We start from the raw sequence: 23081 nt of genomic DNA, 5'->3' as shown, positions 1-23081 counted from the left end.
CGGGTCGGGCGTAGACGGGTTCAATCGCTGAGTCGCGAAAAGGACAAGACCATGTCGTGTGGCATCGCCATCGCTGTCTCGCTGTTGCTGTCGGACCCCAATGTCGCGCTCGCGGTGGCCCAGCCGCCGGCGGCCGCCGACGCGCCTGTCTCGGTCGCAGGCGAGCCCATGTTCATCGATATCGTGACCCAGGCCAGCGCCCTGAAGGCCGTGGTCGATGCCTGGGGCCCGACGGGCCCGGCCGGCGGTGACCTCGAGGCCTTCAAGACCCGCGCCACCGCCCTGTCGGCCATGGACATGCAGGCACATCTGATCCTGAAGGAACGCGGCACCGACGGGGACCTGAAATGCATCTTGCGCGGCATTTCCGAGGACATCCCGGTCAGGATCCATGCGGTGGAGACCGCCGCGAGCCCCGAGGCCCGGGCCACCGCCCTGTCGGAGCTGTCCTATCTGCTGAACGACAACGTCGAGGTCATCACCGCCCCGCCGCAGCCGGACGCCCAGTCGGGCGTGCCGACGACCTAGTGGCCTCCAGGGCCTCGATTACCACGCCCTCGGTCAGCAGCTGGGGCAGGATGCGCGGCCGGGCCTCGTCCGGCGCATAGACCAGGTAAAGCGGAACGCCCGAACGGCCATGGCTGGCCAGTTCCCGTGCAATCGTCGGATCGCGCCGGGTCCAGTCCGCGACCAGATAGACCGTGCCGGTACGGGCGATGGCGTCGGCGACGCGTGGCGAGTGAAGCGACGTGCGCTCGTTGATCTTGCAGCTGACGCACCAGTCGGCCGTGAAATCGACCAGGACAGGACGGCCCTGCGCCCGCGCCTCCGCCACTGCCATCGGTGACCACGGCCGCGTGGCCGGGCCGTTGCCCGACCCGGCTCCGGTGCGCGCCGGGGGGGTCAGGCTGGCCGCCACCCCGGTGACGCCCAGGGCGACGATGAGGGTCAGAGCGGAGACGAGCATCAGGGGCCGCCCTGGTCCACCCGCCGCCATTTCCCTCTGACGATGCCCGAACGCCCAGACTGCTGCGCCCATAAAGGCCGCGCCCGCCATCAGCAGAAGGGCGGCCGTCCAGCCCTGCTGCCGCAGGAACACCCAGCCAAGCCAGACGGCGGCGGCAAACATGGGCACGGCCAGGATCCGCTGCAGCCGCTCCATCCATGGGCCCGGGCGCGGCAGGCGGGCCAGCACACCCGGCGACAGGCTGACCGCCAGATAGGGCAGGGCCAGCCCGAGGCCGAGGAACAGGAAGACCAGCAGGGCGATCGGTGCGGGCAGGACCAGCGCCGCCCCCAGGGCCACAGCCATGAAAGGTGCCGTGCAGGGGGCCGACACCACCACAGCCAGAATGCCCGTCAGGAAAGCCCCGATCGGGCCGTTCAGCCGCGACAGCCGCGACCCGCCCGCCGCCTGAAGGCCCAGCCCGATCTGGAACAGGCCCGCAAGGTTCAGACCCACCACCAGCATCAGCAGCGCCAGGATCGCCACGACCGGCGGCGACTGCAGCTGGAAGCCCCAGCCGATCTCCTGGCCCAGACCGCGCAGCAGCAGCAGGGTGGCTCCGAGCAGCAGAAACGTCACCAGAACTCCGGCCAGATAGGCTAGGCCGTCGGCCCGGGCCTCCTTCGCGCTTCTCGACGAACGCGCCAGGGCCGCCGCCTTCAGGGCCAGGACAGGAAACACGCAGGGCATCAGGTTCAGGATCAACCCGCCCAGAAGAGCGAAGACGATGGCCTGCGCCGCTGTGGCTACGCCCGGGGATGCCCCGTCAGCCCCATCGGCGGTCGCGAGGGATCGGCCGGTGGTGCCCGGCAGCACCGTGCCGGGAACCGCCGAGATTTCCCAGGCGCCCGCATCGGTGGCCAGAACGCCCGCCAGCGGTTCCGACAGGCCGGCCGAAACGAGGTCGCTGGTCGGGGCCAGCGTCAGGCCGAGGCCGTCCGGCCCTGCGTTCGCGGTCAGGGCGACGTCATGGTCGATCAGACCCGCCTCGAAGGGATAGAAGGTCGCGCGGCCGATATCCGCTCCGGTCAGGGGACCGCCGCTCGCGCTGAGCACCAGCCGGCCGTCGGCCAGGGTCGCGTGCGCCGTGATTCCGGCCGGTCGGGGCGCGCTTTCGACCAGGCGCTGGATTGCCGCGCCGTCCGTACCGACCAGGGGCGGTGTGCCGTCGCGGATCGGCAGGTCCAGCCGCAGGGTGAAGCTGTCCGGCACGCACATCTCGTCGCTGCACACGAACAGCAGGGCGGTCACGGTCAGGGGAACCTGCGTGCCGGGCCGGGCGCTGGCGGGAATATCGATCGGGACCGGCAGGAAGACCTGATCCTGATAGCCCAGGTTGACGATGTCGTCCAGGCGCTGGCGCCGGGGCAGGGGCCACAGGATGTCGCCGGCGAGGACGCCCGGAGGCAGGCTCCAGTCCAGCGTCGTCGGCCCTCCGGAATCGCCGGGATTGCGCCAGTAGGTATGCCAGCCGGGCTGGATCTTCTGGCGCAGCGCCACCACCGCCGTCGATCCCGGCGCGGCCCAGGCATTCATGGGCACCAGTTCGACCTCGATGCGCGCGTTGCGCTGGGCTCCCGGCGCCGCGGCAGGAACCGCCCGTGACAGTCCGGTCCGGGCAGCCGATCCTTCGGGCAAGGCAAGGGTGCCCGCAAGCAGGACGAACAGCCAGGCGATCAGGACGGGCAGGCGCACGCGAAGGGTTTCCGTATGACGCAATGGGACGACCCATAGCGGGCCGACGCGACCGCCGCCACGGTTTCAAGGGTCGCGCCAGACGCCCGGCGGCCTGCACCCGCCCGCCGTTTTCAGGTTGTGGTGCTCGCCATGGCGGCGCTGGCCCGGTTGAACATCACGATGACCTTGGTGGAAAAGGCCGTCGCGCCCGCCACGATGACCAGCAGCATCGCGCCGATGATCATGGCGTATTCGATCGCTGTGGCACCTTGTTCATCGCTCAGAAAGCGGCGGATCAGGGACATGGGCACGAACCTTCGGTCACTCGCGGCCTAGAGCAGATCCCTCAGCCAGGCCACGAGCGGGGCATCGGCGGGGGGCATGGGATAGTCAGACAAGGCATTGGGCCGGACCCAGGCCAGGGCGGCGTGCTCGCGCGCGACGACCAGGCCGGACCAGCGCCGACACAGATACAATGGCATAAGTAGGTGAAACGAATCATAAGCGTGGCTGGCGAAGACGAACGGGGCCAGACAGGCTTCCTGAACGTCGATGCCCAGTTCCTCGTTCAACTCGCGGACAAGGGCCGCTTCGGGCCGCTCGCCCGGCTCGACCTTGCCGCCGGGAAACTCCCACAGGCCCGCCAGCGCCTTGCCTTCCGGGCGCCTCGCGATCAGCACACGACCGTCGATGTCCACCAGGGCGGCGGCGACGACGAGAACGATGGGCAGGGCAGGATCGGACATGGCTGCCCCATACCGGGTTGCGTAACCGGACCGCAATCATTGGTCACACAGTGTGGCCCCTGCGTCCTTGCCGATTGGGGCCACAATCGGGCAAGACGTTTTGCCTTCGTTCCTCTCGCCCCCCGCTCCGCGCACCCAGAGGCCTCATGGCTCCGTCGTCCCTGTCCGAGACCCTGACCAGCCCCGAAGTCCAGGCCTTCGCCAGCGGATTTCCGGTTCTGGTCCTGCATATGGTTGTGACCTTCGCCCTGCTCGGCGCGGGCGCGGTCGTCTATGGGCTGCTGACGCCCTGGAAGGAGATCGCCCTGATCCGCGAGGGCAATGCGGCCGCGGGCGTGGCCTTCGGCGGGGTGTTGATCGGACTGGCGATTCCGCTGGCGGTATCCATGTCCGTCTCGACATCGGTCGTCGACATCGCCCTGTGGGGTGTGGCCACCCTGGTGCTGCAGTTGCTGGCCTTCCGCGTCGTCGATCTGCTGCTGACGGGCCTGCCCCAGCGCATCCAGGACGGCGAAGTCTCGGCTGCCGTTCTGCTGGTCTCGGCCAAGCTGGCCACGGCCCTGATCCTCGCTGCCGCCCTGACGGGATGAAGGGCCGGTGAATCTGCCCCGACCCGCCGATCTGCTGCTCTATGCCGGGGTGGGCGCGCTGCTCGTCTTCGCCTCCCTGGCCCAGCGCGAGAACGCCGACGCGCCCCCGGCGCCGCCACCGCCCGACGCGATCGAAGGTGCCCTGCTGGGCCCCATCACGCCGTTCGATCCTGCCGTCACCGTCATCGCGCCCGACATCCCGTTCCAGCCCGCGTCGGGAACCGCCTTTTCGATCGCCGGCGAGGGGCGCTGGCTGACGGCCAAACATGTGGTCGAGGGGTGTCGTCGCCCCGCCCTGGTGGTCGGCGGCGGCCGGGCGGTCTCGGCCGACGTCCGCCTGTCGCCGCGCGCCGACATCGCCCTGCTGATCACGGCCGGAGGACCTCCGGCCCTGCCGGTCACCACCGTGGCCCCCCTGCACGTCGGCCAGCGCGGTTTCCATCCGGGCTTTCCGCAGGGCACGCCCGGCGAGGTCGCCTCGCGTCTTCTGGGCCGGGAAGTGCTGCATGTGCAGGGTCGGGGCCGTCACGACGAGCCCGTGCTGGCCTGGGCCGAGGTCGGGCGCACCGAGGGCCTGGACGGCACGCTGGCAGGCCTGTCGGGAGCGCCCGTCATGGATCGCAGGGGCCGGGTCGTGGGCGTGACGATCGCAGAGGCTCCGCGACGGGGCCGGGTCTATACCACCGCGCCGGATACCCTGGGTCCGGCGATCCGGGGCGAACAGCGGCCGGACGAGCCCCTGACCAGCGAGCCCGTCACCACCGAAAACTATGGCCGCGTCGCGGACGACCTGCGGCGCGACCTGCGGGTGGCGCAGGTCGTGTGTCTGTCGGCCTGATCGACGGCCCCTGATGACGCTGCCGGTCGATCCGCATCTGTTCTGGGTTTTCGTGGGCGTGATGACGGTTCTGGCGGTGACGCCCGGCCCGGCCAACCTGTTCTCGGTTGCCGCCGGGATCGAACGCGGTCGGCGGGCGGCGCTGATCGCCGTGCTGGGCATGAATACGGCGACCCTGGTGTGGTTCGGGGCCGCAGCCCTGGGTCTGGGGGCGCTCGTCGCCGCCCTGCCCCAGGTTTTCCGGGTCGTCGCGATCGGCGGCGCTCTCTATGTCGCCTGGCTGGGCGTATCGTCCTTGCGAGGGGCCTTCGCCCGTCAGCCCGAGGCCGCCCTCACCGAAGGTCGCACCCACCCGCGACGCCCGGCCTTTGTCGACGGCTTCCTGGTGCAGCTGGCCAATCCCAAGATCGTGCTGTTCTTCTCGGCCGTCCTGCCGCCCTTCATGGATGCGGAGCGGCCGGCCGCGCCCCAGCTGGCGGTCTTCGCCTGCGTCGTCGTCGGCATGGACCTGATCACGATGAGCGCCTACGGTCTGGGTGGCGCGGCCTTGGCCAGACGCATGAGCGAACCCCGGTTCCGGCGGGCGTTCGGCGTCCTCGTCGGGGTTCTGCTGCTGCTGGCTTCCGTGCTGATTGTGTCGCGATTAGAATGACTTGCTGAGTCCGGGAACGGTGACGTTCATGTCCCGCTCCGGTCCAAAGGCCGATCCTCTGTCCTCCGAGTGGAGTCCCTCGATGAAAACCCCGACCAAGACCCTTCTTCTGGTCGCCGCATCCGCCCTGACCCTCGGGGCCTGCGCCACGGCCACGCCCTATGCCCCCGCCGGCTACAACGGTCAGCGCGGTGGCTATGCCGAACAGCGGCTGGAGACCGATCGCTATCGCGTCAGCTTCGCGGGCAACTCGGTCACCTCCCGCGAACAGGTGGAGATGTCGCTGCTTCTGCGGGCCGCCGAGCTGACGACCGAGAGCGGTTACGACTGGTTCTCGACCGCCAACCGCGCGACCGATCGCGACACCCGCTATCAGACGATCGGCGACCCCTTCTTCGACCGCTATCGCTACTGGGGTCCGTCGTGGCGCTACTACGGGCGCCTGGGCTGGAGCTCCTGGGGCGATCCCTTCTGGGGCCGCGATGACTTCGACGTCCGCCAGGTCGATCGGTATGAGGCCTCCGCCGAGATCGTCATGGGTCGGGGCACCAAGCCCGCCGGCGACGCCAATGCCTTCGACGCCAGAGAAGTGATCGCCAACATCGGCAGCCGCGTCACCCGCCCGATGTGATGACGGACGTCCCGGGTCGGGTTCAGCCGACCCGGGGCGTCTTCAACCGGCGCTTGTTGGCATGGGTTTCGGGGGCCGACCCCAGGGCTTCCGGAATCTCGCCCTTGAAATAGAACCGCTGCCAGGCCTCCTTGGCCGCATTGGGGTCGCCCGACGCCAGGCGGGTGTTGAAGTCCGTGCGCTGCCGGTTCCAGGCCTCGAACTGACCCTTCATCACCGGATTGGATTCCAGCGTCCGGATCACGGGCTGCACCGCCTCCATCTTCCGGTGCTCGACCAGATTGATGAAGCAGAACGGCTCGCCCCGCTCGAACCGGACCCGACCCGGCCGGGTGAAGATCCAGTTCATCGTGAACGGAAACGGCAGCCAGTCCGTCTCGATCAGACCGACCAGGGGCTGGATGCCGTCCTTCACATGGTTGGGCGATCCCGAGCAGATCATCCCCCAGCCCGGCGGTGTGCGGAACAGATACTGGGGGTGCATGGTCAGGACACCGCGCGAGAAATGCGAGGTGACGAAATGGTCCAGCTCCGGCTGCGGGCGCTCCGGCGTGATCGTGATGTCGGCCTGCGACGGCCCCCCGTTCCACTCGGCCGTGAAGGTGAAGGGACACAGGATTTCCCACCCCGTGGTGTTGGCCATGGTCAGCGGCAGGCAGCGATAGGGATGCCGGCTGACGAAGGCGTCCATCCAGTTCCGCGACTGGCGACCCGGCACCATGTCCGGCGGACGGGCCGACATGGGATAGCATTCCAGTTCCAAGGCGAGGCATCCTTCGGTATCGAACAGACCTGACCCTAGCCCGGCCCGCCATGACCCCTCAACCGCTGCATGACCGCGACAGCCTCCTGCGATGGATGGGCGAGCGTGCGATCGCCGGGGCGACCACGGACCACGACGCCGTGTTCCGGGTGGAAGAGGGTCTCGAACTCAAGGCCTCCCTGCCGGGTGCGCACACCAAGAACCTGTTCCTGAAGGACAGGAAGGGCCGAATGTGGCTGATCTCGGCCCGTCAGGACACGGTCATCGACCTGAAGGCCGCGCCCCGGATCATCGGCTCGGACCGCCTGTCGTTCGGCAACGAGGCCCTGATGTTCGAGACGCTGGGCGTCCGGCCCGGCTCGGTGACGGCGCTGGGACTGATCAACGATGTCGACCGGCGCGTGACCTTGGTGCTGGACCGCCGTTTGTGGCAGGCCGACATCGTCAACTTTCATCCCCTGACCAATACGGCCACAACGGCGCTGACGCAGGCGGCTTTCCGTCAGTTTCTGGCCGCGATCGACCGCGAGCCCCTCGTGATCGACTTCGCCGCTTGAGTCCGGGGCCCCCCGCGACCATCTGAGACGTTCCGCATGATCAAAGCCTGTAGCAGAGACCACCGATGAGCCTTGTCGACCCCACTCCGACCGCCGGCGCTGACGACCTGATCAAGGACGGGTCGGATGCGGGATTCATGACGGACGTGATCGCCCAGTCGAGGATCCAGCCGGTCATCGTCGACTTCTGGGCCACCTGGTGCGGACCGTGCCGGACCCTGACGCCTGCGCTGGAGAAACAGGTCCGGGCCGCGGGCGGCGCGGTCAAGCTGGTCAAGATCGACGTCGACAGGAACCCGGCCTATGCCGGTCAGCTGCGGGTCCAGTCGATCCCGACCGTCTATGCCTTCGTCGACGGCCAGCCGGTCGACGGTTTTCAGGGCGCGGTGCCCGAGAGCCAGATCAAGGCCTTCATCGAGAAACTGTCGGGCGGGGAGGGCGTCAACTCCGACGTCCAGCAGCTGCTGGCGCTCGGCGAGGAATCCCTGGGCCTGGACGACTTCGGTGGCGCCGCCCAGGCCTTCGCCCATGTCCTGACCCTGGAGCCGGAGAACGAGGACGCCATCGCCGGGATGGCGCGCGTCTATCTGGCCGGCGGCGATGCCGACCAGGCCCGCCAGACCCTGGCCATGGCGCCGGCCGAGTCGAAGAACGTCGCCGTCATCAGCCTGCGGGCCCAGCTTGCCCTGGCCTCGGCCGCCCCGACTGGCGAGACGGCCGCGCTGGAGGCCGCCCTGCGCGCCAACCCCGCCGATCATCAGGCCCGCTATGACCTCTCGCTGGCCCAGGCCGCGTCAGGCGATCTGAAGGGGGCGGTCACCAACCTGCTGGACATCGTCCAGGCCGATCTGGAGTGGAACGACCACGCGGCCAGAAAGCAGTTGCTGGTCGTGTTCGAGGCCGCCGGCCTGTCGTCCGACATCGCCAGGGACGGGCGTCGCCGCCTGTCCTCCATCCTGTTCGCATAAGGGGGAGACGACCGATGGCCCAGGGCTATGTGAAGGCCGTCGACCTGCCCCAGGTCATTCCGGTGTTCCCCCTGCCGGGGTCCATCCTGCTGCCGCGCGGGCAGTTGCCGCTGAATATCTTCGAGCCGCGCTATCTGAACATGATCGACGACGCCATGGCGGGCGATCGGGTCGTGGGCATGATCCAGCCGGTCGGCGGACCGCGCCCCCTGCCCAGCCTCTCGGCCGTGGGCTGCGCCGGGCGGATCACCAGCTTCGCCGAGACCTCGGACGGGCGCTATCTGGTCACCCTGACCGGGGTGGCCCGGTTCCGCGTCGCGTCGGAACTGCCGACCCAGACCCCCTATCGTCAGGTGCGCGCCATCTTCGCCCCGTTCGAGAGCGACCTGACGGCACCGACCGGGGGCGAGACGTTCGAGCGGCAAACCTTTCTCGCCGCGCTCCGCGCCTATCTCGAGCGCCGCCAGCTGGAAATCGACTGGGAAACGGCCGAGGCGGCCCCGCAGGAAGCCCTGATCAACAGCCTGTCCATGGCCCTGCCATTCGACGGGCCGGAGAAACAGGCGCTGCTGGAGTCCCTGACACTGGATGACCGCGTCGCGGTCCTGACCGCCCTGATGCGCATCGACGCGGCCGAGATGGGCGACGGCGACGGCCCGACCGCGATGCAGTGAGCGAACAGGCAATAGACGGCAGGATTGGAGGCCAGATTGGGTCCGATGTGACGTCGAGCCCCCTTGCTAGTGCCTGATACCTGCGGCCTACTGTCCCCATGAGCGACACTTTCAACACCCCCTCCTCGGTCGATCCCCGCCTGCTGGAGGTGCTGGTTTGCCCTGTCACGCGCGGAAAGCTGGACTATGACCGCGCGGCCAACGAGCTGATTTCCAGGGGCGCCAAACTGGCCTTTCCGATCCGTGATGGCGTGCCGATCATGCTGCCGGAAGAGGCGCGGGCGCTGGACTGATCCCCGCGCGGCCCCGATGGAGCCGTTCCCCGACCTGCCCGGCTTTCTCTACCGGCCCGGCGCGCTCGACCCGGCGGCCCGGACGGACCTGCTGGCCGAGGTCCAGGCGGCAATCAGCATCGCGCCCTTCTATCGGCCGGTCACGCCGGGCGGAAAGCCGTTCTCGGTCCGGATGACCAATATGGGTCGGGTCGGCTGGGTGTCGGACCGCGCGGGCTATCGCTACCAGACCACCCACCCGGAGACGGGCGCGCCCTGGCCACCGATCCCGGCCACGCTTCTGATGCTGTGGGATGGACTGACCGGCGGGAGCGCTCCGCCGGATGCCTGTCTGGTCAATCTGTATCGGGACACGGCCCGCATGGGCCTGCATCAGGACCGGGACGAGGCCGACCTGACCGCACCGGTCGTGTCGGTCTCGCTGGGAGACACCGCCGTGTTCCGCATCGGCCGGGCGGACGGGGGCCCGACGCGGTCGATCCGGCTGGGTTCGGGCGACGTCTGCGCCCTGACCGGGCCCGCCCGACTGGCCCGGCACGGCATCGACCGTCTTCTGGCCGGGTCATCGTCCCTGATCCCCGGCGGCGGGCGCATCAATCTGACCCTCAGGCGCGCGACCTGACGTCGCACGGGGGCGTGACTCGACCCGGCGCGATCCGTCGCCCAAGGTCATGGCAACCGAGCAAGGAGTTGCGATGACCGTCCTGACCCGCCCCGAAGGCCTGTCCGCCGAAGACCTGAAACTGTCCCGCCGCGGTCTGGGCGCCCTGACCCTGGGGGCCGCGGTCTTCACCGGCTACTGCCCGGCGGCACTGGCCCAGTCCGCACGGCCGATCGTGACCGATGCCGCAGGGCTGGAGGTCGGCATGGTCACCTGTCCGGCCCCCGACGGATTCGACCTGCCGGCCTATGTCGCGCGCCCGGAAGGGGACGGACCCTGGCCGCTGGTCATCGTGGTGTCCGAGATCTTCGGCCTGCACGCCTATATCCAGGACGTCTGCCGCCGCCTGGCCAAACAGGGCTATGCCGCCATCGCTCCGGCCTTTTTCGTCAGGGTCGAAGACCCGGCCCCGTTGTCAGACATGTCCCGGATCATGGCCATCGTCGGAGCCGCCGGATACGAACAGGTCATGGGCGATATCGACGCGACCCTGAACTGGGCCTCGGGCCAGCTGTGGGCCAACGACGACAAGGTCGGCATCACCGGCTTCTGCTGGGGCGGAAAGGTCGTCTGGCAGGCTGCGGCGCGCTTTTCCGCCATCGACGCGGGCGTGGCCTGGTATGGCCGCCTCGCGCCTTCGCCAACCGCGACCCCGGCCCAGGTCGAGAGCGGCCGTCCCTATCCCGTCGATCTGGCGGCCGATCTGAAGGGCGTGGTGATCGGCAACTATGGCGGGCTGGACCAGGGCATCCCCCTGGACACGGTCCAGGCCATGCAGGCGGCCCTGACCACGGCCGGTGCGAGCGAGAGCGGCATCAAGGTTTATGACGACGCCCAGCACGGCTTCCACGCCGACTATCGCCCCGGCTACAACGCCGCCGCTGCCGCCGACGGCTGGGCGCGGTTGACGGCGCTGTTCGAGGCGAAACTCAAATAACCTCAGGCCTGGCCGTCGAAGGTGCCGCCGTTGCCGTTGGGCGCTGTGGCATAGGGGTTCGTGCCTTGCGGACCGGACCCTCTGGCTGCCACCACCACCATCGCCGGGCGAACCGTCCGGCCGAACAGCTCGTAGCCGGCCTGCATCGTCTGGATCACCGTCCCTCCAGGCGCTTCGGTCGAGGGCTGTTCCATCATGGCCTGATGCAGGTGCGGATCGAACGGATCGCCCAGACCGGGGGCCAGCCGCTTCAGGCCATTGGTCTCGAAGGCCTGCAGCAGCGACTTCTGTGTCAGCTCCAGTCCGTTGATCAGGCCGGCTGCGGCGCTGTCGGCATCCTTGGGGGCGGCCATCAGGGCGCGCTCCAGATTGTCGGCCACGCCCAGCAGGTCCCTGGCGAAGCGCTGGATGGCAAAGGCCCGCGCGTCGTTCATCTGGGTCTCGGTGCGGCGCTTGACGTTGTCGGCCTCGGCCGCCGCCCGCATCGCGCGGTCCTTCCACAGGTCGCGGTCGGCGATCATGGCGTCCAGAGGGGCCAGGCTGTCCGGCTCCAGGTCGTCCGGATTGCCGTCCAGCCCGGCCCCGGCATTGGCCATGGCCTCGTCCAGCTGGGCTTCGAGATCGTTCGGGTTGGTCGTATCGGTCACGTGTCTTGTCCGTCCAGTATGCGGCCCAGCACCCGGGCGGTATAGTCCACCAACGGGATGATGCGGGCATAGTTCAGTCGAGCGGGTCCGATCACGCCGATGGCGCCAAGAACCCGCTGGCGGCCCGTCATATAGGGTGCTGCGACCACAGCGGAACCCGAAAGCGAAAACAACCGCGTCTCCGCCCCGATAAAGATGCGCACGCCCTGGGCCGCATTGACCCCGTCCAGCAGGCCGATCAGCTGTTCCTTCTGCTCCAGGTCGTCGAACAGGACCCGAACCCGCTCCAGGTCTTCGGTCGCGCCGGCATCCTGCAACAGGTTGGCGCGGCCCCGCACGATCAGGGACCGTTCCCGGTCCGGTCCGCCGGACCAGGCGGCCAGACCGTCCTCGACCAGCCGGGCGGCGGCGGCGTTCAGCTCCTGGCGCGCGGCGGCCAGCTCGGCCCCCATCTCGCTGCGCGCCTCGGCCAGCGGCCGGCCCCTCAGCCGTGCGTTCAGGAAGTTGGACGCCTCCTGCAGGGTCGAGGGCGTCACCCCGGCCGCCAGGGTCATGATCCGGTTCTCGACCGAGCCGTCGTCTCCGACCAGCACCGCCAGCGCCTGATCGGGGCCCAGGGCCACGAACTCCACATGTTTGACCCCCGCATCGCGGATCGGGGTCGCCACGATGCCCGCGCCGCCGGCCAGCCCGGACAGCAGGGACGTCGCCTCGTCCAGCGCCTCCTCGAACCCCTTGCCGCGCCCGGCCAGCCGCCCGTCGATCTCGCGCCGTTCCTCGGTGCCGATGTCGCCGATCTCCAGCAGGCCGTCGACGAACAGCCTCAGACCCGCGTGCGTCGGGATGCGTCCGGCCGACGTATGCGGTGCGGCCAGCAGCCCCGCCAGGGTCAGGTCCTGCATCGTGTTGCGGATCGAGGCGGGGGACAGCTGCACGCCCCCGCGCGACACTGTGCGCGACCCGACCGGCTCGCCCGTCTCCAGATAGGTCTCCACCACCCGCCGGAAGATGTCGCGGGCGCGGGCGTCCAGCGCCGTCAGCCCGGCCGCAGGGCCGGTCTGGTTGGCGAAGGGTGACGGGTGGGGGGCATACAGGCTCACCCTTTCAGGATAAGCAGCCCGGCCCGATACGCCAACGCATTCTCTGCCGCCAAGGATCCTCCCCATGCGCCCCTCCGACCGCACCCCTGAACAGCTCCGCGCCGTGACGCTGGAGACCGGCGTCAACCGCTATGCCGAGGGCTCCTGCCTCGTCTCTTTCGGCCACACGAAGGTGCTGGTGACCGCCTCGGTCGAGGAAAGCGTGCCCGGCTGGATGCGCGGCAAGGGGGCGGGCTGGGTCACGGCCGAATACGGCATGCTGCCCCGCGCCACCCACACGCGCGGCCGCCGCGAGGCCGCCGCCGGTAAACAGTCGGGCCGGACGCAGGAAATTCAACGATTGATCGGCCGTAGCCTTCGCGCCGTCGTCGACCTGAAGGCCCTGGGCGAGCGTCAGGTGCTGATCGACTGCGACGTCATCCAGGCCGACGGTGGCACCCGCACCGCCTCGATCACCGGGGCCTGGGTCGCCATGGCGACGGCCCTGAACTACCTGCGGGCGGAGGGGGTCATGAAGACCGATCCGGTCCTCGACCAGGTCGCGGCCGTCTCCTGCGGCATCTTCGCCGACACCCCGGTGCTGGACCTCGACTACGAGGAAGACTCGAATGCCGAGGCCGACGGCAATTTCGTCCTGACCGGATCGGGCACCATCGTCGAGATCCAGGCCACGGGCGAGAAGCGCGGCTTCTCCCGTCCCGAATTCGACCGGCTGTTCCAGCTGGCCGAACTGGGCTGCAACGACCTGTTCGCCCTGCAGCGTGCCGCCGTGGATGCCGCAATCGCGCATTGAGCGTGGGGGCTTTGCAGACGGCGGGAAGCGGCGCATCGTCGTCGTTTTCCCGCCCGGAGACGGCCCATGACCCGCCTGACCGCGTCCTTCGCCCTGATCGCCGTCCTTGGTCTGGCCGCCTGCCAGCCCTCGGCCGAACCCTCCGCCGCCGACACGGGGCCGGATGCGGCCGTCACGCCGCTGCAGTCGACGGCCGAGATGCCCGCCGACGCACCGCCCCAGGAAGAGGCGATGTCGGAAGAGGACGCTCCGGCGACCGATTATGCCTCGGGTGAGGACGCCTCAGGGGCCTGTTCGGACACACTGGGTGCCCGCGAGGCGGCCTCGCTCGTCAGCCGCTGTATCGCCGTCAGTCCCGCGACCCATCCGCCCTGCAACGCCGCCAACAGCTGCGCCATGATCCAGGGCGAAATCGACCGCGCCTGCGGCCTGTATGGTCCGGACGAGGAAAAGCCGGCGGAGTGCGCGGCGTAGGGAGAAGAGTCTCTCCCTCCCCCTCGGGGGAGGGCAGGTCGCGCAGCGACCGGGTGGGGGCGGCAGGGCGATCCAGCACAGGCTGCAGGCGCGTCGCCTTGCCCGCCCCACCCGGTCTCCGCTTCGCTGCGACCACCCTCCCCCTCGGGGGAGGGAGAATGAAAAAGGCCCCGCTGTCACCAGCGGGGCCTCGTTCATGTCAGCGCTGACGCGACCGATCAGTCGCGACGGCTGCGGCCGCGGCCGCGATCGCCGCCACGGTCTCCGCCGCCTTCACGCTTCTTGCCGCCACCGCCGGTATCCTCGGTCAGGGGGGCCTCGCCGCGTTCGGCGCGTTCGGCGTTGATCTTGTCGGTCAGGTCCTCGCCCGTCGACTGATCGACGACCTTCATCGACAGCTTGGTCTTGCCGCGATCGTCGAAGCCCAGGAACTTGACCTTGACCTCCTGGCCTTCCGACAGGACGTCGGCCGGGTTGGCGACGCGTTCCAGGGCGATCTGGGACACGTGGACCAGGCCGTCCTTGGCCCCGAAGAAGTTCACGAAGGCGCCGAAGTCGACGACCTTCACGACCTTGCCGGAATAGATCATGCCGGGCTCGGGCTCGGACACGATCGACGAGATCCAGTTCTTGGCGGCGTCGATCTTCTCCTGGTCCGAGGCGGCGATCTTCACCGTGCCGTCGTCCTCGATGTTGATCTTGGCGCCGGTCTTTTCGACGATCTCGCGGATGATCTTGCCGCCGGTGCCGATGATGTCGCGGATCTTGTCGACCGGAACCTTGATGGATTCGATCTTCGGTGCGTATTCGCCCAGCTCGGTGCGGGCACCGTCGATGGCCTTGTCCATCTCGTCGAGGATGTGAAGACGGCCGGCCGACGCCTGGGCGATGGCCTTCTTCATGATTTCCTCGGTGATGCCGGCGACCTTGATGTCCATCTGCAGCGAGGTGATGCCGTCGCGCGTGCCGGCGACCTTGAAGTCCATGTCGCCCAGGTGATCCTCGTCACCCAGGATGTCCGACAGGATGGCGAACTCGCCCGACGGCTCCAGGATCAGGCCCATGGCGATGCCCGAGACGGGCTTCTTCAGGGGCACGCCCGCATCCATCAGCGCCAGCGAGGCGCCGCAGACCGAGGCCATGGAGGACGAACCGTTGGACTCGGTGATCTCCGACACGATGCGGATCGTATAGGGGAACTCTTCCGAGGTCGGCAGCATCGGACGGATCGCCCGCCAGGCCAGCTTGCCGTGACCGATTTCCCGACGGCCCGCGCCGCCCATACGACCGGTCTCGCCGACCGAATAGGGAGGGAAGTTGTAGTGCAGGAGGAATTTCTCCTTGTACGTCCCGGCCAGGGAGTCGACGTACTGCTCGTCCTCGCCGGTGCCCAGGGTGGCGACCACGATGGCCTGGGTTTCACCGCGGGTGAACAGGGCCGAACCGTGGGTGCGCGGGAAGATGCCGACTTCCGAGACGATGTCGCGAACCTTGTCCAGCGCCCGGCCATCGACGCGGTGGGCGTTGTCGATGATGTCGCGACGCAGGACGTGGGCTTCGCATTCCTTGAAGGCCGTGCCGAACGTGGCGGAATCGACGCCGTCCGGGTTCTCGTCGGTCTTCACCAGGGCGGCCGACGCCTTCTTCTTGGCGGCGCCGACGGCTTCGTGACGGGCATGTTTGCCGACATGGGTATAGGCGGCCTTGATGTCCTCGCCGACCAGCGACTGGATCCGGGTGACGACGTCGGAGTGGTCCTCGGCGGTGAAGTCGAACGGATCCTTGGCGGCGTGCTCGGCCATCTCGATGATGGCGTCGATCACCGGCTGCATGCCGCGATGCGCGAACATCAGGGCGTCCAGCATGACCTGCTCGGACAGTTCCCTGGCTTCGGATTCGACCATCATCAGGGCGTCCGAGGTCCCGGCGACGACCAGGTCGAGCGCGGAGTCAGGCATCTGGTCCAGGGTCGGGTTCAGCACGAACTCGCCGTCGATATAGCCGACGCGGGCGGCGCCGATCGGGCCCATGAAAGGCACGCCCGACAGGGTCAGGGCCGCGGAGGTGGCGACCATGCCGACGATGTCGGGGTCGTTCTCCAGATCGTGCTGCAGCACGGTGATGACGACCTGGGTCTCGTTCTTGAAGCCCTTGACGAACAGGGGGCGGATCGGACGGTCGATCAGGCGGCTGACCAGGGTTTCCTTCTCGGTCGGACGGCCTTCACGCTTGAAATAGCCACCCGGGATCTTGCCGGCGGCAAAGGTCTTTTCCTGGTAGTTGACGGTCAGCGGGAAGAAATCCAGGCCCGGCTTGGGCGCGCGACCGTAGACGACGGTGGCCAGGACGATGGTCTCGCCATAGGTGGCCAGGACGGCGCCGTCGGCCTGGCGGGCGATGCGGCCCGTTTCCAGCGTCAGAGGCCGGCCGGCCCAGTCGATCGTCTTGCGTTTGATATCGAACATGTTTTCGTCTTTCGTATCCCGGGCGGCGTATTCCGGCCGGGGTCCCATCAGTGGGTGCGGATGCGTCGGGGGTTCAGTCCTTCGATCCAGGGAGCGCCGCCCCATGGCGGTCGATCCGGGAGGTCAAGAGGACCGGTGTGGCCCTCGCGTCTTGCGCCGAAAACTGCGGCGGCGCGCCGGTCGTTGGTTACGGAAAGAGGCGCGGACATGGCCCGCGCCTCGAAACCGTTTTTCGCGTGCTGCCCCTAGCGGCGCAGGTTCAGCTTGGTGATCAGAGCGGTGTAACGCTCGCGATCGACCTTCACCAGGTGATCCAGAAGGCGACGACGCTGCGACACCATCTTGAGCAGGCCGCGGCGCGAGTGGTTGTCCTTCTTGTGGGCCTTGAAGTGCTCGGTGAGGTTGGCGATGCGTTCCGACAGGATCGCGACCTGAACCTCGGCCGAACCGGTGTCGCCGGCGGAGCGGGCGTTCTCGGCAATGACTTCGTTCTTGCGTTCAGCAGTAATCGACATCGTAGCTTCCTTTCTGGGGGCTAACGCTCGGGACGCGGTCCCTCGCTGCCTGAGCCCCGGAAGTGTCCCTTCGGTCTCCGGGGAGAGCGCGTCAGGACAGGTTAAAAACGCGGTCGGGTTCCAGCCGACCGGCCCGCAACTGACCGAGAGCGACGAGGGTCTGACCCTGAAAGGCGGAAACCGTGCGAGAACCGTCCCGGAGGCGGCTCTTCAGGGTTTCAACCTGTCGGGGGAGCAGAACGATCGGTCGTCCCTGACGAAGCGAAAAGGCGTCCTGTTCCGTCACGGCCAGCTCCGGGATGTCGTCCAGGGCGGTCGCAACGGGCAGCAGGCCTTCCAAGGCGGCGTCCCTATGCACCAGATCGGTCAGGAAATCCAGCGTGACGGCGTTCTCGAGCGAAAACGGCCCGACCCGCTCGCGCCGCAGGGCCGAGACATGCCCCTCGGCCCCCAGCATGGCCGCCAGATCGCGGGCCAGGGAGCGCACATAGACGCCCTTGCCGGTGCGGATGGTCAGTTCGATGTGGTCGGCGTCCGGCGCGTCGGTGACCTCGGCCGAATGGATGGTGACGCGGCGGCTTTCCAGCTCGAAATCCACGCCCTCGCGGGCCAGGTCATAGGCCCGCTGGCCGTCGACCTTGATGGCGCTGAACCGGGGCGGCGTCTGGTCGATCTCGCCGACGAAGGCGGGCAGGGCGGCCCGCACCGCCTCGACCGGGGGCCGCACGTCCGATCGCCCGATGATCTCGCCCTCGCGATCGACGCTGTCGGTCGAGACGCCCCAGTTGAGGGTGAAGCGATAGACCTTCTCCGCCTCCACCAGATGCGGCACCGTCTTGGTCGCTTCGCCGAGTGCGATAGGCAGGATGCCCGAGGCCAGAGGGTCCAGCGTCCCGGCATGCCCCGCCTTCTGGGCGTCGAACAGCCGGCGCACCCTGGACACCGCATCGGTCGAGCCCAGCTCACAGGGCTTGTCCAGACACACCCAGCCATTGACGACGAGGCCTCTTTTGCGACGACCCACGCCCTATTCTCCCCCCCTCGGGGGGCGTGGCGGCGAAGCCGACGAGGGGGGGCTGTCCGTAGCATCGGGTGCGGGGCTTGCCCCCTCCACCGCTTCGCGGTCCCCCTCCCCCGGTGGGGGAGGACTGGAATCCGCCCGCACGCGCGGATCGTCCAGCAGCCGGTTCAGCCGTTCGGCGGCAGCGAAGCTCTCGTCGTGGCGGAACCGCAGGTCGGGCGTGAACCGCATGTCGATATGGCGTCCCAGCGCCCCGCGCAGGAATTTGGCGTGCACGTTCAGCGCCTTGACGATCGCGTCGATGTGTCCGGCGGTGTCCGAGCTCTCGACCCCTGCGCCCAGCGGCTCGACGAAACAGGTGGCGTGTTTCAGGTCAGGCGAAAGCCGCACCTCGGTCACGGTCACCGAGACCCCGATCAGGGCCGGATCGCGGATCTCGTTCTCGCGCATGACCTCGACCAGGGCGTGACGGATCAGCTCCGACGCGCGCAGCTGGCGCTGGCTGACCAGGCCGGCGGTGGATCTGGATTTTCGATTGCTCATGGGCTCGTCCTGTTCGCCGCCGGGGATCGGACCCGCGCGAGAAGCGGGCGGGTCTAGTCTTGTCCGCCCGCCCTGTCCAATTGCGCCCGGTCGATCGCGGCGATCACTTCGCCGGCGGTCTCGGACCGCTGCGGCCGGACCGGCAGGCCGCCGGCGTTGAGAACCCGCGCGGTCCAGCTGTTGCAAAGATAGCCGATCCAGAAATGCTCGCGGCTGGCGAAGAAATGCGCCCCGTCGCCGTCGCGGGCGACCGACAGGCGCGGCCGTCCCTCGATCAGCGACAGCGAGCCCTCCACCCGCCGCGTCAGGCGCGCGAACCCGTCAGGCGTCAGATGCAGCGTCCGGCGCGCAGCGGGCGAAAACCGGCGCGCCGGATCGCCCGCCTCGGGGTCCAGCATCACCACCGACGCATTGCCGGGCCAGAAGAAGGCCCGCAGGCCATCGGGGATACGGTCCTCCATCGGGCGGGTGTCGACGAAGAATTTCGCATCGCCCCAGCCGATCAGCACCCAGTCCCCCTCGCCGATCGATCGCGAGGCCTCCGCCAGCGGCCCGCCCTGCGCCTCCAGCGCGGCGCGCGGCACGGCGATGTCGGTGTGAAAACCGTTGTTCAGAACATGGACGGTGACGCCCCCGGTGCCCCCGGCCATCAATGCGGTATCGCCGGGCCGGGTCCAGGTCCACAGGGCCGCGATCAGCCCCAGCCCCCCGGCCAGCAGGAATCCGGATAGCCGTCGCATCAGGGCGCGTCGGGCGGCGGACTGCGCGGCGGCAGGCTCCATTCGCCCCGGTAGTCGTAGGACAGGGTCACGCAATGCCGGAACTGGCCGTCGGGCCAGCGTCCGGTCGCCTGCATCGCCATCGGCCGCCCGGCCTGCACCCGCCCCAGTACCAGAAACGCCTGGTCCGCGCCGGGACACAGGGCCCGTGCCAGACCGCGCCCGTCGCCCTCGGCCTCAATGGAATAGACGATGGCCTGGGTCGCGCCCTGGGGCAGGACGGATTTCGCCCCGTCCGGTCCGCCCTTGCGGATCGTCGCCGCCCCCCGCGACGTGGTCGAGATGATCCGCCGGACGCTGACCGCGCCGAACAATCCCCGCTCGACCTCCAGCGTGATGCCGCGTGTCAGGGCGGTGGTAATCCGGTCGGCCGGATTGAACGACAGATAGCGGGTATCCGCCGCGGCCGGCGTGGCCAGCAGGGCAAACATCACAACGGCGGTCAGACGGCGGAGCATGGCTGAACCATACCGCGACTTGCGGCAGAAGGGAGGCGGGGATGGCGCACGATGGTCTCCCTCCCCCTAGGGGGAGGGAGAGCGCCTCGCCACCCGCGCTCAAGCAGCGAGGCTCCGCGAGCCGGGCGGTAGCGCCCGACGCGCGCTCAAGCAGCGAGGCTCCGCGAGCCGAGCGGTAGCGCCCGACGCAAAGCGTCGCTCGCCCTAAAGCGTCCGCTTGATCTCTTCGACGGTGAAGCACTCGATGTAGTCGCCGACCTTGATGTCCTGGAAGCCCTGGAAATGCATGCCGCACTCCTGGCCCGACGGAACCTCGTTGACCTCGTCCTTGAAGCGCTTGAGCGTGGTGAGCGTGCCCAGTTCCAGAACGACGACGTCGTCGCGGATGATCCGGACCTTGGCCCCCTTGCGGACCACGCCCTCGGACACCCGGCAACCGGCGATCTTGCCGGTCTTGGAGATGTCGAACACCTGCAGCACCGCCGCATTGCCGAGGAAGGTTTCCCGCTGCAGCGGAGCCAGCATGCCCGACAGCACGCCCTTCATGTCGTCCAGCAGGTCGTAGATGATCGCATAGTAGCGAATTTCCACGCCTTCGCGGTCGGCCAGGTCCTTGGCCTGTTTCGACGCACGGACGTTGAAGCCCAGGATCGGCGCGCCGGCCGATTTGGCCAGTTGCACGTCGCTCTCGGTGATCCCGCCGGCGCCGGAATAGACGACCCGGGCGCGGACCTCGTCGTTGCCCATCTTCTCCAGCGAACCCTGGATGGCCTCGCCGGAGCCCTGGACGTCGGATTTGATGAGGACCGGCAGTTCCGAAATCTTCTTGGATCCCAGCTTGGCCATCATGTCGACCAGGCTGACCTGGTTGATGCCGCCGGTGGCCTTCTCGCGCTTCTGGCGCGCGCGGAATTCGGTCAGCTCGCGGGCGCGGGCCTCGTTCTCCACGGTTGCGAAGACGTCGCCGGGAGAGGGGGCCTCGTCCAGACCCAGAATCTCGACCGGGACCGACGGGCCGGCCTCGGTCAGCTGGGCGTTGCGCTCGTCCAGCAGGGCGCGAACCTTGCCCCAGGCCGAACCGGCCACGACGATGTCGCCGCGACGCAGCGTGCCGCGCTTGACCAGGACGGTGGCGACCGGGCCGCGTCCCTTGTCCAGCTTGGCCTCGATGACCACGCCTTCGGCGGAGCGTTCCGGATCGGCCTTCAGGTCCATGACCTCGGCCTGCAGCAGGATGGCCTCGATCAGGCCGTCCAGGTTGGTTTTGGCCTTGGCCGAGACCTCGACGATCTGGGTATCGCCCCCCAGGGCCTCGCCGATGATTTCGTACTGCAGCAGTTCGTTGACGACCTTCTGCGGATCGGCGTCCGCCTTGTCGATCTTGTTGACGGCCACGATGATCGGGGCACCCGCAGCCTTCGCGTGCTGGATGCTTTCGATCGTCTGCGGCATCACGCCGTCGTCGGCCGCCACCACCAGGATGACGATGTCGGTGACATTGGCGCCGCGCGTCCGCATGGCGCTGAAGGCCGCGTGGCCCGGCGTGTCCAGGAAGGTCACGGCGTCGCCCGACGGCGTCTTCACCTGATAGGCGCCGATGTGCTGGGTGATGCCGCCGGCCTCGCCCGCCGCCACGTCGGTGGTGCGCAATGCGTCCAGCAGGGACGTCTTGCCGTGGTCGACGTGGCCCATGATGGCCACGACCGGCGCGCGGGGCGTCGTCGCCTCTTCGTCGATGTCGTCGGACAGGAAGCCGGCCTCGACGTCCGATTCCGACACGCGGCGCACCGTCATGCCGAACTCGTCGGCCACCAGTTCGGCGGTGTCGGTGTCGATGACGTCGTTGATCTTCATCATCAGGCCCTGTTTCATCAGGAATTTGATGATGTCGACGCCGCGCACGGCCATCCGGTTGGACAGCTCCTGCACGGTGATGACGTCGGGAATGACGACCTCGCGCGGACGGTTCGGCGCGTCGGTGGAGCCACCCTTGCGCTTTTCCTTCTCGCGTTCGCGGGCGCGGCGGACCGAGGCCAGCGACCGCATCCGCTCGGCCGTGTCGCCGTCACCAGCCACGGACTGGATGGTCAGGCGGCCTTCCCGGCGCTTGGGCTCGCCGCGTGTGCGGCTGACGGCCTTGCCGGCGTCCGAGAAACGCTTGTCGCGATCGTCCTCGGGCTTGACCGGACGGGCAAAGCCGCCGCCGGGCGCGCGGCTGGGACGCGAGACCTCGGCCGCGACGGGCGGCGCGTTCGGGGTCGGGCGACCACCGGGGCCGGTGCGCGCTCCGCCGGGACGGGCCGCGCCGGGGGCCGGACGCGGTGTCAGGGCCGAATAACGGACCGGCTCGGCCGGGCGCGGGGCCGTGCCGCCGGGCCGCGAGGACGCCGGACGGTCGGAATAGGATTTCTCGCCACCGCCCATGGCTTCCTCACGGGCCGAACGGGCCCCGAAGGCCGGACGGTCGATGGGCGCACGGGCCGGATTGGCCTTGGGCACGCGCTGGCCGAAATTGACGACCGGGCGGGCCGGGGGTGCCGGACGGGGCGGAGCGGCCGGAGCGGCCGGAGCGGTGGCGACGGGTGCCGGGGCAGGCGTCGGGGTCGGCGCAGCCGGGGCGGGCGCGACGGGTTTGGCGGCCAGCGGCGCACGCGCGGCGGGCTTGCCGGTCGGGGCCGGGGCGGCTGCGGTCAGCTTGGCGGCTTCGGCGCGGGCGGCCTCGGCTGCGGCGCGGGCTGCGGCGGCTTCCGCCTGGGCGGCATTGGCGGCGGCAGCGGTGGCTGCGGCCTGCTCGCGCGCGGCGGCGTCACGACGCGCCTGTTCGGCGGCCTGGGCTGCGGCCCGATCGGCCTGCTGACGGGTGGCCAGTTCGATGGCGCGACGGCGGGCTTCCTGTTCCTCGCTGGACAGCCGTCCGCCGGCGGGTTGCGGGGTCTGGGGACGCGCGGCCGGGGCCTGCGCTGCCGGGGCCTCCGGGCGAGGGCGTGCGACGTCGAAGGCCTGGGTTCGCGGCTGACCCGGCGCCGCGCCGACGCGGCGCTTGGTCTCGACCACCACCGTCTTGGTGCGACCATGGCTGAAGCTCTGGCGCACGGTGCCGGTCGGCACCGATCCCACGGCGCGCGGCTTCAGGCTCAACGGCGCCCGTGGTCCCGTCGTCGACGGGGTTCCCGAGGGGGCCGAAGGCTGCTGGCCGTCGTTGGTATTGTCGTTCTCGTCGCTCATCCGGTCGCTTTACTCGTGGGCGGAGAAGTCCGCCGGGTCGTCAAAATCGTCTCTGGAACGCAAAAAGC

Annotated in this window: 25 protein-coding genes and 1 pseudogene; 13 read left to right on the top strand and 13 right to left on the bottom strand. The window is 69.1% G+C overall.

The features are described from left to right. The first annotated feature begins 51 nt into the window (after positions 1–51). Positions 52–528 carry a hypothetical protein gene (locus tag O3139_RS01330; RefSeq protein ID WP_269515099.1) on the top strand — a complete coding sequence of 159 codons (477 nt, stop codon included), beginning with the start codon at positions 52–54 and terminating at the stop codon, positions 526–528. Here O3139_RS01330 and O3139_RS01325 read toward each other — a convergent pair. The 3 genes from O3139_RS01325 to O3139_RS01315 all read right to left on the bottom strand — a co-directional run bounded on the left by O3139_RS01325 (position 479) and on the right by O3139_RS01315 (position 3429). Next, positions 479–2701, bottom strand: a complete 2223-nt coding sequence (locus O3139_RS01325) for a protein-disulfide reductase DsbD family protein (protein WP_269515098.1) — start codon at positions 2699–2701, stop codon at positions 479–481. The genes O3139_RS01330 and O3139_RS01325 overlap by 50 nt on opposite strands. A gap of 113 nt (positions 2702–2814) precedes the next feature. Next, entirely contained in the window at positions 2815–2988 is a 174-nt protein-coding gene (locus O3139_RS01320; RefSeq protein ID WP_269515097.1) for a Flp family type IVb pilin, read from the bottom strand. A 27-nt stretch (positions 2989–3015) separates the two neighbouring features. Next, positions 3016–3429 carry a (deoxy)nucleoside triphosphate pyrophosphohydrolase gene (locus tag O3139_RS01315; RefSeq protein WP_269515096.1) on the bottom strand — a complete coding sequence of 138 codons (414 nt, stop codon included), beginning with the start codon at positions 3427–3429 and terminating at the stop codon, positions 3016–3018. Between the two features lie 146 nt (positions 3430–3575). Between O3139_RS01315 and O3139_RS01310 the strand changes: the two genes are divergently transcribed. From O3139_RS01310 to O3139_RS01295, 4 genes are all read left to right on the top strand, one after another. Beyond that, positions 3576–4019: a DUF350 domain-containing protein gene (locus tag O3139_RS01310; RefSeq protein ID WP_269515095.1), complete on the top strand. Its 444-nt coding sequence runs from the start codon at positions 3576–3578 to the stop codon at positions 4017–4019. Positions 4020–4026: 7 nt separating this feature from the next. Next, the gene (locus O3139_RS01305; protein ID WP_269515094.1) at positions 4027–4857 is read left to right on the top strand and encodes a S1 family peptidase; all 831 of its coding nucleotides are present in this window, start codon (positions 4027–4029) and stop codon (positions 4855–4857) included. A gap of 13 nt (positions 4858–4870) precedes the next feature. Further along, positions 4871–5509: a LysE family translocator gene (locus O3139_RS01300; protein ID WP_269515093.1), complete on the top strand. Its 639-nt coding sequence runs from the start codon at positions 4871–4873 to the stop codon at positions 5507–5509. An 82-nt stretch (positions 5510–5591) separates the two neighbouring features. Then, positions 5592–6140 (top strand): CC0125/CC1285 family lipoprotein, encoded by a 549-nt coding sequence (locus O3139_RS01295; protein WP_269515092.1) that lies wholly within the window; start codon positions 5592–5594, stop codon positions 6138–6140. Between the two features lie 22 nt (positions 6141–6162). On the opposite strand, the gene O3139_RS01290 is transcribed toward O3139_RS01295, so the two are convergent. Continuing rightward, complete coding sequence (locus O3139_RS01290) at positions 6163–6903, bottom strand: DUF6065 family protein (protein WP_269515091.1); 741 nt, start codon at positions 6901–6903, stop codon at positions 6163–6165. Positions 6904–6953: 50 nt separating this feature from the next. Here O3139_RS01290 and O3139_RS01285 point away from each other — a divergent pair, with 50 nt between their 5' ends. The 6 genes from O3139_RS01285 (at position 6954) to O3139_RS01260 (ending at position 10993) form a co-directional block, all read left to right on the top strand. Further along, a complete protein-coding gene (locus O3139_RS01285; RefSeq protein ID WP_269515090.1) occupies positions 6954–7460 on the top strand; it encodes a prolyl-tRNA synthetase associated domain-containing protein in 507 nt (168 codons plus the stop codon). 65 nt (positions 7461–7525) lie between these two features. Continuing rightward, positions 7526–8428, top strand: coding sequence for a thioredoxin family protein (locus tag O3139_RS01280; protein ID WP_269515089.1), 903 nt, complete (start codon positions 7526–7528; stop codon positions 8426–8428). A gap of 14 nt (positions 8429–8442) precedes the next feature. After that, positions 8443–9102 (top strand): LON peptidase substrate-binding domain-containing protein, encoded by a 660-nt coding sequence (locus O3139_RS01275; RefSeq protein ID WP_269515088.1) that lies wholly within the window; start codon positions 8443–8445, stop codon positions 9100–9102. Between the two features lie 98 nt (positions 9103–9200). Beyond that, positions 9201–9395 (top strand): Trm112 family protein, encoded by a 195-nt coding sequence (locus tag O3139_RS01270; protein ID WP_269515087.1) that lies wholly within the window; start codon positions 9201–9203, stop codon positions 9393–9395. Positions 9396–9411: 16 nt separating this feature from the next. Beyond that, a complete protein-coding gene (locus tag O3139_RS01265) occupies positions 9412–10017 on the top strand; it encodes an alpha-ketoglutarate-dependent dioxygenase AlkB (RefSeq protein WP_269515086.1) in 606 nt (201 codons plus the stop codon). Positions 10018–10090: 73 nt separating this feature from the next. Further along, a complete protein-coding gene (locus O3139_RS01260; RefSeq protein WP_269515085.1) occupies positions 10091–10993 on the top strand; it encodes a dienelactone hydrolase family protein in 903 nt (300 codons plus the stop codon). A gap of 2 nt (positions 10994–10995) precedes the next feature. On the opposite strand, the gene grpE is transcribed toward O3139_RS01260, so the two are convergent. Next, positions 10996–11589 carry a nucleotide exchange factor GrpE gene (gene grpE, locus O3139_RS01255; RefSeq protein WP_420022362.1) on the bottom strand — a complete coding sequence of 198 codons (594 nt, stop codon included), beginning with the start codon at positions 11587–11589 and terminating at the stop codon, positions 10996–10998. A gap of 47 nt (positions 11590–11636) precedes the next feature. Next, the gene (hrcA, locus tag O3139_RS01250) at positions 11637–12734 is read right to left on the bottom strand and encodes a heat-inducible transcriptional repressor HrcA (RefSeq protein ID WP_420022361.1); all 1098 of its coding nucleotides are present in this window, start codon (positions 12732–12734) and stop codon (positions 11637–11639) included. A 70-nt stretch (positions 12735–12804) separates the two neighbouring features. On the opposite strand from hrcA, the gene rph reads away from it, so the two are divergent. Together rph and O3139_RS01240 are read left to right on the top strand one after the other, a co-directional pair. Next, on the top strand, positions 12805–13533 hold the full coding sequence (gene rph / locus O3139_RS01245) for a ribonuclease PH (protein WP_269515083.1): 729 nt from the start codon (positions 12805–12807) through the stop codon (positions 13531–13533). 66 nt (positions 13534–13599) lie between these two features. Then, complete coding sequence (locus O3139_RS01240; RefSeq protein WP_269515082.1) at positions 13600–14007, top strand: hypothetical protein; 408 nt, start codon at positions 13600–13602, stop codon at positions 14005–14007. A gap of 218 nt (positions 14008–14225) precedes the next feature. Here the strand turns inward: O3139_RS01240 and pnp are convergent, their stop codons facing one another. From pnp to infB, 7 genes and pseudogenes are all read right to left on the bottom strand, one after another. Beyond that, positions 14226–16472, bottom strand: coding sequence for a polyribonucleotide nucleotidyltransferase (gene pnp, locus O3139_RS01235; RefSeq protein ID WP_269515081.1), 2247 nt, complete (start codon positions 16470–16472; stop codon positions 14226–14228). Positions 16473–16717: 245 nt separating this feature from the next. Next, complete coding sequence (gene rpsO / locus O3139_RS01230) at positions 16718–16987, bottom strand: 30S ribosomal protein S15 (protein ID WP_269515080.1); 270 nt, start codon at positions 16985–16987, stop codon at positions 16718–16720. A 91-nt stretch (positions 16988–17078) separates the two neighbouring features. Next, a complete protein-coding gene (gene truB / locus O3139_RS01225; protein ID WP_269515079.1) occupies positions 17079–18011 on the bottom strand; it encodes a tRNA pseudouridine(55) synthase TruB in 933 nt (310 codons plus the stop codon). 126 nt (positions 18012–18137) lie between these two features. Next, a pseudogene (rbfA, locus tag O3139_RS01220) lies at positions 18138–18551 on the bottom strand (30S ribosome-binding factor RbfA); the annotation flags it as partial. Between the two features lie 53 nt (positions 18552–18604). Next, on the bottom strand, positions 18605–19333 hold the full coding sequence (locus O3139_RS01215) for a DUF2459 domain-containing protein (protein WP_269515077.1): 729 nt from the start codon (positions 19331–19333) through the stop codon (positions 18605–18607). After that, positions 19291–19788 (bottom strand): hypothetical protein, encoded by a 498-nt coding sequence (locus O3139_RS01210; RefSeq protein WP_269515076.1) that lies wholly within the window; start codon positions 19786–19788, stop codon positions 19291–19293. Before O3139_RS01210 ends, O3139_RS01215 begins: the two co-directional genes overlap by 43 nt. Positions 19789–19992: 204 nt before the next feature. After that, on the bottom strand, positions 19993–23013 hold the full coding sequence (gene infB / locus O3139_RS01205; protein ID WP_269515075.1) for a translation initiation factor IF-2: 3021 nt from the start codon (positions 23011–23013) through the stop codon (positions 19993–19995). Between the last annotated feature and the right edge of the window lie 68 nt (positions 23014–23081).

The organism is Brevundimonas subvibrioides, assembly GCF_027271155.1.
GTDB classification, from domain to species: Bacteria; Pseudomonadota; Alphaproteobacteria; order Caulobacterales; family Caulobacteraceae; genus Brevundimonas; species Brevundimonas subvibrioides_D.
This window is presented reverse-complemented; position numbering and strand designations above follow the sequence as displayed.